This window comes from Ferribacterium limneticum (assembly GCF_020510625.1).
GTDB lineage: Bacteria > Pseudomonadota > Gammaproteobacteria > Burkholderiales > Rhodocyclaceae > Azonexus > Azonexus limneticus_A.
Map to the genome: position 1 here is coordinate 1998395 of NZ_CP075191.1, position 12893 is coordinate 2011287.

Annotated in this window: 8 protein-coding genes and 1 pseudogene; 1 reads left to right on the forward strand and 8 read right to left on the reverse strand. The window is 59.0% G+C overall.

Going from position 1 to position 12893, the window contains the following annotated elements:
- Window positions 1–15: 15 nt before the first annotated feature.
- Window positions 16–1536 (forward strand): IS66 family transposase, encoded by a 1521-nt coding sequence (tnpC, locus tag KI617_RS09475; protein WP_226451746.1) that lies wholly within the window; start codon window positions 16–18, stop codon window positions 1534–1536.
- A 39-nt stretch (window positions 1537–1575) separates the two neighbouring features.
- Here tnpC and KI617_RS09480 read toward each other — a convergent pair.
- From KI617_RS09480 to tssH, 8 genes and pseudogenes are all read right to left on the reverse strand, one after another.
- Window positions 1576–2000 (reverse strand): annotated as a pseudogene (locus KI617_RS09480) (transposase); the annotation flags it as partial.
- 32 nt (window positions 2001–2032) lie between these two features.
- Entirely contained in the window at window positions 2033–2248 is a 216-nt protein-coding gene (locus tag KI617_RS09485; RefSeq protein ID WP_226451747.1) for a hypothetical protein, read from the reverse strand.
- Window positions 2249–2380: 132 nt separating this feature from the next.
- The gene (locus tag KI617_RS09490) at window positions 2381–3313 is read right to left on the reverse strand and encodes a DUF6708 domain-containing protein (protein WP_226451748.1); all 933 of its coding nucleotides are present in this window, start codon (window positions 3311–3313) and stop codon (window positions 2381–2383) included.
- A 12-nt stretch (window positions 3314–3325) separates the two neighbouring features.
- A complete protein-coding gene (locus tag KI617_RS09495) occupies window positions 3326–5878 on the reverse strand; it encodes a T6SS effector BTH_I2691 family protein (protein ID WP_226451749.1) in 2553 nt (850 codons plus the stop codon).
- The gene (locus KI617_RS09500; RefSeq protein ID WP_226451750.1) at window positions 5875–6756 is read right to left on the reverse strand and encodes a DUF4123 domain-containing protein; all 882 of its coding nucleotides are present in this window, start codon (window positions 6754–6756) and stop codon (window positions 5875–5877) included. The genes KI617_RS09495 and KI617_RS09500 overlap by 4 nt, the downstream gene beginning before the upstream one ends.
- Window positions 6757–6759: 3 nt before the next feature.
- On the reverse strand, window positions 6760–9549 hold the full coding sequence (locus tag KI617_RS09505) for a type VI secretion system Vgr family protein (protein WP_226451751.1): 2790 nt from the start codon (window positions 9547–9549) through the stop codon (window positions 6760–6762).
- Window positions 9550–9681: 132 nt separating this feature from the next.
- A complete protein-coding gene (locus tag KI617_RS09510; RefSeq protein ID WP_226451752.1) occupies window positions 9682–10155 on the reverse strand; it encodes a type VI secretion system amidase effector protein Tae4 in 474 nt (157 codons plus the stop codon).
- 38 nt (window positions 10156–10193) lie between these two features.
- A complete protein-coding gene (gene tssH, locus KI617_RS09515) occupies window positions 10194–12893 on the reverse strand; it encodes a type VI secretion system ATPase TssH (RefSeq protein ID WP_226451753.1) in 2700 nt (899 codons plus the stop codon).

The window sequence follows — 12893 nt, forward strand, 5'->3', positions numbered from 1 at the left end:
GCGTAAACTCGCCGCATGAACAGCGCTCCTCTGCCCCGCGACACCACGACCTTGCAAGCCATGGTGGTCGCCCAGCAAGCAGAAATCGAGCATCTCAAACTGATCATCGCCAAGCTGCGTCGTATGCAGTTCGGCCAGAGCTCCGAGAAGATCGACGAGATGGTCGGGCAACTCGAACTGGCGCTGGAAGAACTCGAAACCGGCAAAGCGGAACGGGCCGGCATCCCGGAAATCACCCCGGCCGAAGAAGTCCCCGGCAAACCAGTCCGCAAACCACTGCCGGATCACTTGCCACACGACACCGTGGTTCATCTGCCTGAGCACGCCTGCTGCCCGGACTGCGGCGGTCATCTCAAGCCGCTGGGTGAGGATGTCTCGGAAGTACTCGACTACGTACCTGCCAGCTTCCGGGTTATTCGCCATGTTCGGCCGAAGCTGGCTTGTGGCCGTTGCGACACCATCGTTCAGGCACTGGCACCCAGTCGGCCGATTGCCCGAGGCATGGCAGGGTCTGGATTGCTGGCCCATGTGCTGGTCGCCAAATATTGCGATCACCTGCCTTTGTATCGGCAGAGCGGTAGTTATGCTCGGGAAGGCGTTGATCTGGAACGCTCGACCCTGGCCGAATGGGTCGGGCAATGTTCAGCGCTGCTGCGCCCCTTGCTGGAACGGCTGCGTCACCACGTGCTGGCCGGCGAGAAGCTGCATGCCGACGATACGCCGGTGCCGGTGCTCGCCCCGGGCGATGGCAAGACCAAGACCGGGCGGTTATGGACCTATGTCCGCGATGATCGGCCGGCCGGGAACGACATGCCGCCCGCCGTCTGGTTTGCCTACTCACCAAATCGCAAGGGCGAGCATCCGCAGAGCCACCTAAAATCCTTCAAGGGGATTCTGCAAGCCGATGCCTTTGCCGGTTTCGATGCTTTGTATGCCACGGGTGACATTCTGGAAGCCGCATGCTGGGCCCACGCCCGCCGCAAGTTCTTCGAGATTCACCAGGCCCAAGGCTCACCGATTGCCGCCGAGGCACTCAAACGAATCGCAGCCTTGTATACGATTGAAAGCAAGGTTCGCGGACAACCGCCAGATGTCAGGCTCAAAGGACGGGAACAGGCCAAGCCTATCCTCGAAGAACTCCATGCCTGGTTACTGGACACGCGACGACAACTCTCAAAGAAATCCGGCCTGGCGGATGCCATCGGCTACGCCTTGAATCATTGGCAGGCACTGATCCGCTATGCCTCGGATGGGCGCATCGAGATCGACAACAATGCGGCTGAACGGGCGCTACGGGCGGTGGCGCTTGGACGCAAGAATTTCCTGTTTGCGGGTTCTGATGCCGGTGGTGATCGCGCTGCCGCGATTTACAGCCTGGTCGGCTCAGCGAAACTCAACGACCTCGACCCGGAAGCCTATCTGCGTTTCGTCATTGAGCGAATTGCTGGTTACCGAATCAGCGAACTCGACGACCTGCTGCCTTGGCGTGTCGCCGAGCGGATCGCCAAGACCGAGCATCACGCTGCTGCAGCCTGATTCCGATTAACTCGGAAAGACGGTGGTGGCCGGACGGTTACTGTCGGACAGGCGCTTGCGATCCGGTTTGCCGCCGCGCTTCCAGGCGCGATAGCCGCTGATGCTGACGTCGAGGACATCGCACATTTCTGTCAGGGAATACGCCTTGCCCTGCGCAGCAATCCAGGCGTACTTCACAGAACATCCTTTGCGAAGTACGCCGTCGCTTTTTTTAGGATTTCGTTCTCCCGCTTGAGCCGGAGATTCTCGGCACGCAGCCGGGTGAGTTCCATCTCTTCTGGCGTCACTACTCTGCTACCCGCCCCGGCAAGCTTGCCTTCTGCTGATGCCTTGACCCAGTTGCGCACGGTCTGGTCGCCGAGGCCGAGTTCCTTGCACACCGTGCTGACGCTCTGGCCATCTTTGATTCGTTTGACCGCCAGTTCCTTGAACTCGATCGTGTATGCCTGTTTCGGTATCTTCATTTCCTGCCTTCCAAAAGTGACTCGATTTTATGTCACCCTTGGCAGACGAAATTTCGGGGGAAGCTCAAGTACCACTTATCTACGCATTCGATGAAGGTGCTATTGAGCTTGATGAGCGAAAGGTCATAGAGAACATGGTCGCTGGCAGATTTCTTGACGTTCAAGTGCTGCTCTCGCTCGTGCTCGTTGAGTGGTCGGTTGACCAGGAAGCCCTGGGGGCCCATGCCGTAGGCGCTGAAGGTGGACATAGCGGTGCGTCCTTAGTCAGCCAGCGCCAGTTTGTACTGTTCGGCATGGCTCGTTACATTAGGGTACTTGTCATTCCCGGTACCGAAGTGGCAGCGCGATAGCCATTCTTGTAGTTTGTCGCAAGAACCCACTTACGCCCTATGCCTTCCATCGCGCACCCAGGGATCGTCTGGTGCAACGGCGCATTCATCCTCAACCCATTGCGGCCACATGGGAATCTTGCTGGTGCGCATGACGATCCAGCGGAATAAGCTAATCGGCAGCAGGAAGGGCTGAAAGAGTATTTGCAAGAGCGGTAGTCCTTTCATGCCGCCGGTCAGATGCTCCCAGCCGAAGAACCAGCTTTCTTTTTGATGATCGATACCCGGCAGCATGATCAGCGGCACAGGCTTGAGGGCATCGAGCACCGGGCCTGGCCCCTCCTCCATGTAACGGCGGAAGAATTCGAAGAATTGCAGCAGGTTCTGCCGACCGGGTTCGCCGGCATCCACAAGACTGAGTGCAATCGATTCTTTGATCGTGACACCATCCTTTTCCAATAGATGCCCCATCACGTTCAGGTCGCCGCCGCCCATGCCTAGCTTGGTGTTATAGATCGTCCAATAAACCTCGTCCCAGCCTGCCTTCAAGATGCTGCCGTCGCGGCGGAAGGCGTACACCCGTCGGTTCTGTCGGTTCAGGCGAATTGGATAGTGGGTGTAGGTAAAGGCGTCAGAGAGGAGAAATTTTGCTACGAACCAGAGAAACACAAAGAAAAATGGAAAGCCAAGTAGTTCTACGACAGACAATTTTTCAGAAAAAGCCAAATAGAGCAGTAACCCCTGCATACCCAAAGCGATTACCGACAACGCCCCCCCAACCATCGCCACAAAACCGCGCATTGAATACCATTTATCCACACATTCGACGAAGGTACTGTTGAACTTGATGAGCGAAAGGTCATAGAGAACCTGTTCGCTGGCTGATTTCTTGACATTCAAATGTTGCTCTCGCTCGTATTCGTTGAGCGGTCGGTTGACCAAGAAGCCCTGGGGGCCCATGCCGTAGGCGCTGAAGGTAGACATATTGGTGCGTCCTTAGTCGGCCAGCGCCAATTTGTACTGTTCAGCATGGGTCGTTACATTGGGGTACTTGTCATTCCCGGTACCGAAGTGGCAGCGCGATAGCCATTCTTGCAGTTTGTTGTCTTTGGTGTTCTCAACGAAGAAGATGGCAACCAGCCAGATCAGTACACCTATCGCCAACACAATCCAGCCAATGGGGCCAAGAGCTACCCAGCCCATGCCAACAAAAAGCATCGTCGTGGCTACACTTATTCCGGCTGCTCCTGATACAAAATACGCGCCGGCGATTCCACTCGGATCTCCCTTTGCACGCTCATCCCACCACTTTGACAAGTCCCACAACCCCAAAAACACCCCCACCCCAAACCCGGCGAAACGCCCGAACCATTGCAGTGCCCTTGGCGCGTATGCGGTCGCGCGTCCCATCATGTTTTTCAAGCGCGCTTCACCCAGTTTTTCCAGGCCATTTCCCATCTGTTCAGCCACAAAACCGGCAATGGCGATTTTGCCTGCCATGAGCTTGGAGGCTGCCTCGGTTTGTTCGTGGCTCATCCCTTTTTCAACATCTTCCAGGAGCTTGGAGAAGTTCCACAGCATTAATATCCCGGAAAGGACTGTAGCGCTGGCGTAGGCACCTCCCCTGATCTTGGCGGCACGACCAAGGTCGATTTTTTGGAGGTCTTGAGGTTTGTTGATGGCCTTTGCGAGTTCGTCCGCCAAGGCTTGGCCGCTCAGGTTTTTTGTGGTGGCACCAGCGACTACCTCCCTGTCCAGCAGCACGTACCAGCCCAATTTGCTCTTGGCTTGAGTCGGCACCCCTTCGATTTCGAGCAACCGGACTTGTGCCGCAACGGCTTTTTGCAACTGGTTTGCGCTGGTCTTCAGATTGGGGTCCAGACGAAAGAGTTGTTTGACGTGTGCCTGAATGAATTGCCCCTTGTTGCCAACGACTGGCAAGCGAACGATCTGCTTTCCAGTTACCGCTGCCATGGCAGCGGCCGCTTTCGGGCCAACTTTGCCCACATTGAAATCATCCCAGTATTTTAGCGCCGGGCCGCTGATTCCAGCCAGTAGGCCGGCGAGTTGGACATTCGCCGTGGGGGGCATTTTCTCCATGAAAGCTGCAACGGCTGCCGCCACGCCGTCGGTCGGGAAGGCGCGAGAGTCGACAGCCGCTGCATCCGCTTTATTGATTTTTTCGACCAACTCTTTTTGATTGAATGCCATCGCCCGCATTACGAGATTCTCAGCTGCGAACTCGCCATTTTTCAGCCAACCCAAGTAAAGATCATAGCTGGGTTGTTTGTCAGTCGTGTGGCGCAATAGATCGACGCAAACTTTGGTGTAGGCAACCCCGCTTTCGGGGTCTGCTTCATCGAAATTACAGGTCATGTATTCGGTCAAACTAGTGTGCTTCATCCAGGCAGCATGGGCTTTGGCCAGCGGCAAAATGTGTTCTGCGTCATATTTCTGCAACTTGTCGTTGTAGGTATTGAGCCAGTTCTTGCTGGTAGCCTCGTCAAATCGTGGCTTGCCGGCTGGGGTGTGCGTATAAGTACGCCATTGCTTATCCGCAGCACGCTGCAACTCCGCTGGTGTCGGATTGCGAACCCGTTCAACCTGTTTTTGGTATGAGTCAAGGAGGTTTGCCGCACCGCCATCGACAAGCATCTGGTTTGCCAATTCGTCGCCACTCAGGATTTCGCTGAGTTTTGCTTGACCCTTGATGGTCAGTTCCAACTGCGCGATCGTGCTGGCAGCAAAATGGGGTTTAGCTTCGCTTTCTGCTTTGGTAAATGCAAGCTTGCGCAGATCCATCAACGCAGCAAGTTCCATTGCCAGTCCAATCGGATCAAACAACGCTACCACCGCTGCACCGCCCTGTGGCCGCGCTTGCTGCACCGCAGCCTTGAAATCCTTGGCCTGTGCAACCCGGCTGTTGAACGGAAATGGGCACCACGGTTCGATCTGCTTCTTGACCGTGGCCGCATCGATCTTGAACTCTGGCACAACGCTGTCCACCTTGTCCAGTGGCGCAGTGTGCGGCTGGGGATTGACCTTACCGCCCGAGATCACGACCTTTTGCATGTGCCGTTGACGGTAGGCTGCATCGTTGTGCTTGGTCAATGTGTCGTCCGTCCATTCGACATCACTGAAGCCGATCCAGATGTTGGTCGCATGCTTTGGATTGCGGATGGTGATGACGCCAGCCAAGGGGGCTGCGCCGTTGCGGGCGCAAGCAAACTCGGTAGCCGGTGCGGCACGCGTGCCGGTCTTCGGGCGCGGTGGTAGCTTGGTCAGGAAACCGTCCGCGGTAACAAAGTATTCATCCCAGTGTTTTCGTGCTTCGTCGTAGACATAGACATAACCGCTGCGGAGCAGGCGAAGTCCGTATTGGGCGTGCTTGCCCACGGGAATCGATGCGAGTGCACCGCCGCCCAGCTGCCCCGTCAAGACTGGAGCCTGGCTTTCCTTGGCGTGAACCGCGTAGCGGGTCAGCAACAGCGGGAGCCCCTCCTTCTTGCAGGTTTCACAGGGGTTTGCACACATTTGGGCGGTGGTCATGGCTTGCTTCCTTGATCGTTCGTTGCTGCATTCAGTTCTTGTGCAATCCGCGCCCAGTCAACCTCATCCAGGCGGGATGTCAGTTCGCGATAGTCGAGTTCATCGTCGGGCATAGCATCAGCCAGCTCCGCGAGAAGGCGTCGGACAGTCGGATGGCGGTCGAACTCGGGATGCCATTGCCAGGCATGCAAAGCAAACAAGACAAGATCATCGCGCGCTTCAAGTTTGTGTTGCGCTCGAGCCCGTTCAATATGCTGCCTTGTCTGCAGTGCCGCGTGACACCACGCTCGCTGACTGCCGACGTCAGGCAAACCGATCAACACCCGGTTGACGACACTAGTCGTTTGCAGTCGTTCCCAGTGCGCTCGAAGATCGAAGTCTGCTGCGATTGGGGCATCATGCCGATCATAGCAACACCATTCACCCAACCAAGGGACGGCCAGCGTCTGTATAGGCCCCAGTAGCCACGCCATCCCTGCGGCACCCAGAATATCGGGTAGCTGGATGAATGTACCGGGATCGAAGTAGCGGAACTGTCGGGGTTGTCCATCCTGCGGATCAATCACCTGTATGCGGTTTTGCAGGTGATTGAGCAGCCCGGCTTCTGTGATGCTCGCTGCCAGGGCAAGGCTGACCAGACATTCCTGACCGGCTCGTGTTTCGGCTTCAATTCGATCCATCAGCGAGCTACGTTCTGCTAGTGGCAGTACATTTGTATCGATCAGTACGGGGCAACGCGCAGTGTCCCTGCCCAAAAACGCTGGGGCGATGGGTCTCGCAGCCCAGGAATCCGGCATCTCGTCGCGATACGCAGCATCGACAATGACGTAGGGGAAGCGCTCCAGGAAGCGATGTTCAAACTTTAGCGGTTGCGACATGGGTCAGAATTCGGTGATCGCATCCAGACCCTTGGCGCCTTGTTGCGAGCACCCCTTCACCTCCTCCGCCTTCGGCAAACTCGCACTACTCGAACTACTCGCCGGCCCGGTCAAATTCTTCTGACTCGCCTTAAGTTCCACCTTCTTCGGTGCATGCAGTTCGATGTTCCCGCCTTCGATCTTCAGGTAAGCGCCTTGGGCGGTGGCGAGGATTTTCTGCTTGGCGCTGGCGGTGAGGCTGCCGGTGGTGCTGGCGATGGTTACTTTCTTGTCGGCCGCTGCCGTGGTTTTGCCGCTCTGGCTTTGCAGGCTGACTTGCCCGCTGGCGGCGTGGAGGTGGATGCCGGTTTCTGTATTGGGTTTGTTTTTGCCGTTGGCTTTGCCGATCGTAAAAAGGGCAATGCCATCCTTGATGGCGAGGTTGTGGTGGCCTTGGGCGATGAGGTTGGTGTCTTGCCCGGTGGCGATGCTGAGATTCTTGCCAGCGGCGAGGATGTGGTTTTGCGGGGTGAGCTGGGCGATGCCGGCCGGGGCGCTGTATTGGATGCGCGGTTCGGACCAGGCGGGGACGGTGCCGGTGCCGCCCTGGGTGGCTTTGATGATTTCGCTGCCGGCCTGGGTAGATCCCTGGCTGGCGGTGGTGCTCATGACGTCGATGGCGTGTTTGAGGGCTGCGCTGGCCGGGAGTTGGTCGGCCTGGGGGTCGCCCTTGATTGCGGCGTTTTGTTTGGCAGCGACTTCGGCCAGGCTTTGCGTCAGGCTTTGGGCGTCCTGGGTCTGGGCGATGGGTTCGCGGCTATCGAGGTGAGTGCTGCTGGCGTTGGGACGGGCGTCGGCGCTGATCAGCAGGCCGTTGCCGGCACGCAGGGCGAGGCTGGCCTGGGTGGCCAGTTCGGCACCGTGGCCACGGTCGGTTTGGCGGGCGTTGTCGGTTTGTTGTTTGAGGTGGCCGAGTTGGAGGGCACTCTGGTATTCGGTGGTGGCGGCTTCGATACGGCTTTCACCCGGGGTGTCGTCGAAGACGAGTTGGTTGTAGCCGCCCTGCCCAGTTCTGCTGGCATTGAGTTGTTGGCTTTTGAGGCCGGAGAGGCTGGCGTTGTGGGTGTGCTGGCTGTCTTCCTTGCCGGCGAAGAAGGCGGGGGCATTGGCACTGGCTTGCAGGGTGCTGCCGGCTTGCTGGTTGCCTTGGGCGTCGGTCTGGCCGCTGCCGTTATAGACGGTGCCGATGATGATGGGGCGGTCGATGTTGCCGTTCTGGAAGGCGACGAGGACTTCCTGGCCGGGCCGTGGGGTCATGTGGCCGCCCCAGTTGGCCCCGGCGACCGGGGTCATGACGCGCAGCCAGACGCCGAGGGCATCGCTGGCCGGGCCGTTGTCAGATCCGGTGGGGTGTTCGCTGCGGCTGGCGGATTGAGCGCCACGTTGCCAGGGGAACTGGACGCGGACGCGGCCATCACGGTCGGTGTGGGTGGGTTGGCCGGCGCCGATGACGACGGCGGTCAGGGTGCCGTTGATGGTCGGGCGTGGGTGGATGTTCCGGCCGTGGCTGTCAGCGCTCAAGGGGCGCCAGGGGATGCTGGCGCGGATGGCGGTGAGGTGGTTGCGGTAGAGGTCAACGCTTTGTTCTCCGCCTTGCTCCCGGCCTTGTTCGCCATTGATGGATTCGGCGAGGTTATTGCGGGCTTCGTGGCGGATGGCGGTGATCAGAAACTTGCGTTGTTCCAGGGCATCCAGATCGTGTTCGGGGTGGTCGGCCAGCGTGAAGGTGGTGCCGGGGGCTGCGCTGCGGACGGTGCCTTGGCCGTCGAATTGTTTCAGGCGGGCGTCGATGGCTTGGCGCTGGTTGCCGAGCATGCGTTCGCCGTGGGCGCTGTTCTGCCAGGCGTATTGGCCGGGGTCGTGCCAAGCCACGGTTTTGGGGAGAGCGCCACTATCGATACTGCTGCGCGCACCTTGCGGGCGGGTCGAGAGGCTGCGGTAGTCCCAGCTGCTGGCGTTGGTTTCAACAGTGTCGAGCTGGCGCAGGCCGTGCCAGCGGTCGAGGGAGTCTTCGGCCAGCGTGGCGCCGGCCTGGGTAAAACGGATGCGGGATTGGGCATTGTCCGTAAAGGCGCCATTGCTGTCGGCGATGATCAGGGTGTGGCTGCCCAATGTTTCTCCGGCATCGGCCTTGTGTTCGAACCAGCAGAAGAGGCCTTCTTCGGCCAAGAGGCGCTTGAGGAAGGCGAGATCGGTTTCGCGGTATTGCACGGTCATGCCACGCTTGGGGTAGGCGGCGGTGTCAGCCAGGTTCCAGCGCCAGTCGGGAGCGAGCTTGCCTTGGGTTTTCCAGTCAGACAGGAGTTCGTCGATGATTTCGATGACGCTTTTGTCCTGGAAGAGGTAGTTGTCCTGGTTGTGACCGAGGAAGGCGAGCCAGGGTTCGAGGGTCAGTTGGTAGCGGGCAAAGCCGCCGTTGGCACCAAGACGGGTGACTTGCGTGATGTGGCCGTGGAAGGGGCGCAGCGCGGTGCGCACCCCAAGGGTACTTCCTTCGGGGCGCGAGGCGGCGGTTTGCAGATCCAGACGGGCCGACTGGCCGAGCAAGGCAGTCAGCGATTGCTCGGCATTGGTGGTCAGCACCGTCAGTTCGATGCGATAACCGGCGTGTTCGGCGACAGGACCAAGCGCTTCGTCAATGCGGGCTGTTTCGGCCAGCAAGGCATCCGGCCCAGCTGGCGTGGTCACGGTCATCAGGCGGTCGGTCTGGCGCCAGCCGGCGCCGCCGGAAATCAGGTCTAGGATGCTGTTCATGGTCATGCAATCAACGGTTGGAGTGGTGTCGCTAAACGGTGGGATGGACTTTTGATCAGCTCATCGAAAACCGGATTGAGCCCAACATGATATGTTAAACGAATTTTATTAGGCCAATGGAATACATGCCGTTCAAGGCAATGTCCAGAACCGAACTTCAAGCGGGTGTTTGATTTCTGCCGCACAGCACAACGCATTGGCATTTCGCCCATCGAGCAGGCCAATGAACCCACCCTGAGGCCCGGAACCCTGCATGAAGGCGACAATGCCGCGCCGACCAAATAGCTGATAGGCGACCTCAGACAAGCCCCTGTCGAGTGACAGTATTTCGGACGTTTCGTGATGCACGCTCAGCCACTCGGCGAGGCGGTTGGCACCATTGAAAACCTTACCCCCCATCAGCGACCCGGCATCGACGCGCAATGCGCCACCAAGCGGCACGCCACTGGAAAGCAGCGCCAGACTGGTCAGCACTGCGCCATTTCGAACGTAGCCTGACGAACCTGCCTTGTCAGCCCAGCCCAGGACGTTGAAAAGGCTCACCTTGTCCAGTTCGGCATAGCGCCGATAGGCATTGGAGAAGTTGGCGTAGTTCAGGTTAAACATGAATTGATCCCCGTTCGTTGACCGGCGGCAGGCGCCGCTTACTTGATGGCGTATTTGAATTCACCGTTCTTGCCGGCCCCGACCTTGATGCGCTCGACGGCAGCACCCTCGGCCATGCGAACCAGCACCACCTCGGCAATCTCGGGCAACAAGGTGCCGTTCAGGATGTGATCGACGTTGCGCGCCCCGGAATCGACCTCGGTACAGCGGGCCAGCACGGCTTCGACCAGCTTGTCGTCCCAGATGAACTCAGCCTTGTGGTTGGCGGCAATCCGGTCACGAATGCGGCCGAGTTTGAGTTCGATGATGCTGACCAGCACTTCGTCGGAAATCGGGTAGTAAGGGACAACCTTCATGCGCCCCAGGAAGGCCGGTTTGAAGGACTTGAACAGGATCGGGCGCAAGGCATCGGCCAGCGCATCGGCTTCCGGCAACTCTTCGACCGGCTTGTTCAGACAGGACTGCATGATCTGCGTTGAACCGACATTGCTGGTCAGGATGATCAGGGTGTTGCGGAAGTCGATTTCACGGCCTTCGGCGTCATCAAGCACGCCCTTGTCGAAGACCTGGAAGAAGAGCTCCAGCACGTCCGGGTGAGCCTTCTCCACTTCATCGAGCAGGACAACGCTATAGGGATTGCGCCGCACGGCCTCGGTCAGCACCCCGCCTTCGCCATAACCAACATAACCCGGCGGCGAGCCCTTGAGACCTGAAACGGAGTGCGCTTCCTGGTATTCGCTCATGTTGATGGTGACCAGCTTGCGTTCGCCGCCGTAGAGGATGTCGGCCAACGCCAGCGCCGTTTCGGTCTTGCCAACACCGGAGGGACCGACAAACATGAAGACGCCCTTCGGCTTGTTGGGGTCTTCGAGATTGGCCCGGGCGGTGCGAACGCGCTGGGCCACAGCCTCCAGCGCATGATCCTGACCGATGACCCGTTCTTTCAGGAGCGGTTTCAGGTTGAGGACAGTATTGATCTCGTTCTTGACCATCTTGCCCAACGGAATACCGGTCCAGGCGGCAATAATTTCGGCAACGACATGACCATCGACCTGCAGCGGCACCATCGGCGACTCGCCCTGCAATTCGCGAAGACGCGCCAGCGCCTTGTCGAGCTCGCTATCGCCAGCCGCTTCGCCCTCGCCTTTCTTGCGCGCCTTGGCTTTTGGCTTTGGTGCGGCATCGACGGCCGCTTCGCCATTTTCTAGCTGGCCACGCAGTTCGAGAACGCGATTGACCAGTGTCTTTTCATCTTCAAAACGTGTTTTGAAGATGCCGAGATCGGACTCGATGGCCGCAATCTGGGCCTTCAGTTCCTTGATCCGGGTGTCGTGCCAGGCGCCGCTGGCAGCTTCGCGTTCGAGGGCGGCCAGTTCGGCCCGCTCGCGCAGCAGGCGCTTGTCGGCTTCGTCGATCAGCGCCGGCGTGGCGCTCTGGCCCAGGGCTACCTTGGCACAGGCCGTGTCGAGCACGCTGATTGCCTTGTCCGGCAGTTGGCGGCCGCTGATGTAGCGGTGCGACAGGCGAACCGCTTCGGTCACCGCCTCGTCAAGAACGCGAATGCCGAAGTGCTTTTCCATCAAGGGCACCATGCCGCGCAACATGGCCGAAGCCAGCGTCTCGCTCGGCTCCTCAACCTTGACGACCTGGAAGCGACGAGCCAGTGCAGCATCTTTCTCAAAATATTTCTTGTACTCGGCCCAGGTCGTTGCCGCCACGGTACGCAACTCGCCGCGCGCCAGGGCCGGCTTGAGCAGGTTGGCCGCGTCGTTCTGACCGGACTGCCCCCCTGCCCCGATCATGGTGTGGGCTTCGTCGATGAAGAGGATGATCGGCTTGACGCTCTTCTTGACCTCGTCGATCACATTTTTCAGGCGATTCTCGAACTCGCCCTTGACGCTGGCCCCCGCCTGCAGCAGGCCCATATCCAGCGTGTGCAGTTCGACGCCGAGCAGCGGTGGCGGCACGTCGTCCTGAGCAATGCGCAAGGCCAGGCCTTCAACGACTGCGGTCTTGCCAACGCCAGCCTCGCCGGTCAGGATCGGATTGTTCTGGCGGCGGCGCATCAAAATATCGATCACCTGGCGGATTTCGCTATCACGACCGATCACCGGATCAACCTTGCCATCGCGAGCCCGTTGCGTCAGGTTGGTGGTGAATTGGTCGAGAGCCGGGGTCTTGCCACCTTGCGGGCTGCCAGCCAGCAAGGGATCGCTTTCATCTCCGCCATCGTCCGGCGCAGCCAGCCCGGCCACTTCAGCCGCTTCGGCCGAGCCTTCGGTCATCTTGTCGAAATTGTGCTTCAATTCATCCAGGCGAACCTTGGCCAGCAGCTTGGAGCCACGGAAAGCCAGTTGCGACAGTTCCGGCTCGGTCAGCAACGCCAGCAGCAGATGGCCGGAGCGAATGCGTGGCAGGCGAGCGTCAAGCGAGGCGATCAGCCAGGCTTGTTCGAACAGCTTGAGGATGTGCGTCGAAAAAACCGGTGTCCGGGTGTTACCGGTCTTGAAGCGGTCGATTTCCTGGTTCAACTCACGCTCCAGGCCGGTCGGGCTGATACCGCAACGCTTGCCAATCACCAGCATATCGGCACCAGGGTTTTCGAGAATCGCAATCAGCAGGTGTTCAAGATCAACCTCGTAATTGCCACGCGACATGCACAGGCTGGCGGCGCGTTCGGCTGCCTGGCGGCAGGTGCTATTCAGTTTGCTGATCAGGGTTTTCAGGGAGGTGCTCAT

Excerpts from the sequence above, each read along its gene's own strand:
- tnpC (WP_226451746.1), top strand. The coding sequence starts at position 16 with ATGAACAGCGCTCCTCTGCCCCGCGACACCACGACCTTGCAAGCCATG.
- KI617_RS09490 (WP_226451748.1), bottom strand. The coding sequence starts at position 3,313 with ATGTCTACCTTCAGCGCCTACGGCATGGGCCCCCAGGGCTTCTTGGTC.
- KI617_RS09510 (WP_226451752.1), bottom strand. The coding sequence starts at position 10,155 with ATGTTTAACCTGAACTACGCCAACTTCTCCAATGCCTATCGGCGCTAT.
- KI617_RS09505 (WP_226451751.1), bottom strand. The coding sequence starts at position 9,549 with ATGAACAGCATCCTAGACCTGATTTCCGGCGGCGCCGGCTGGCGCCAG.
- KI617_RS09500 (WP_226451750.1), bottom strand. The coding sequence starts at position 6,756 with ATGTCGCAACCGCTAAAGTTTGAACATCGCTTCCTGGAGCGCTTCCCC.
- KI617_RS09495 (WP_226451749.1), bottom strand. The coding sequence starts at position 5,878 with ATGACCACCGCCCAAATGTGTGCAAACCCCTGTGAAACCTGCAAGAAG.
- KI617_RS09485 (WP_226451747.1), bottom strand. The coding sequence starts at position 2,248 with ATGTCCACCTTCAGCGCCTACGGCATGGGCCCCCAGGGCTTCCTGGTC.
- tssH (WP_226451753.1), bottom strand. The coding sequence starts at position 12,893 with ATGAGCACCTCCCTGAAAACCCTGATCAGCAAACTGAATAGCACCTGC.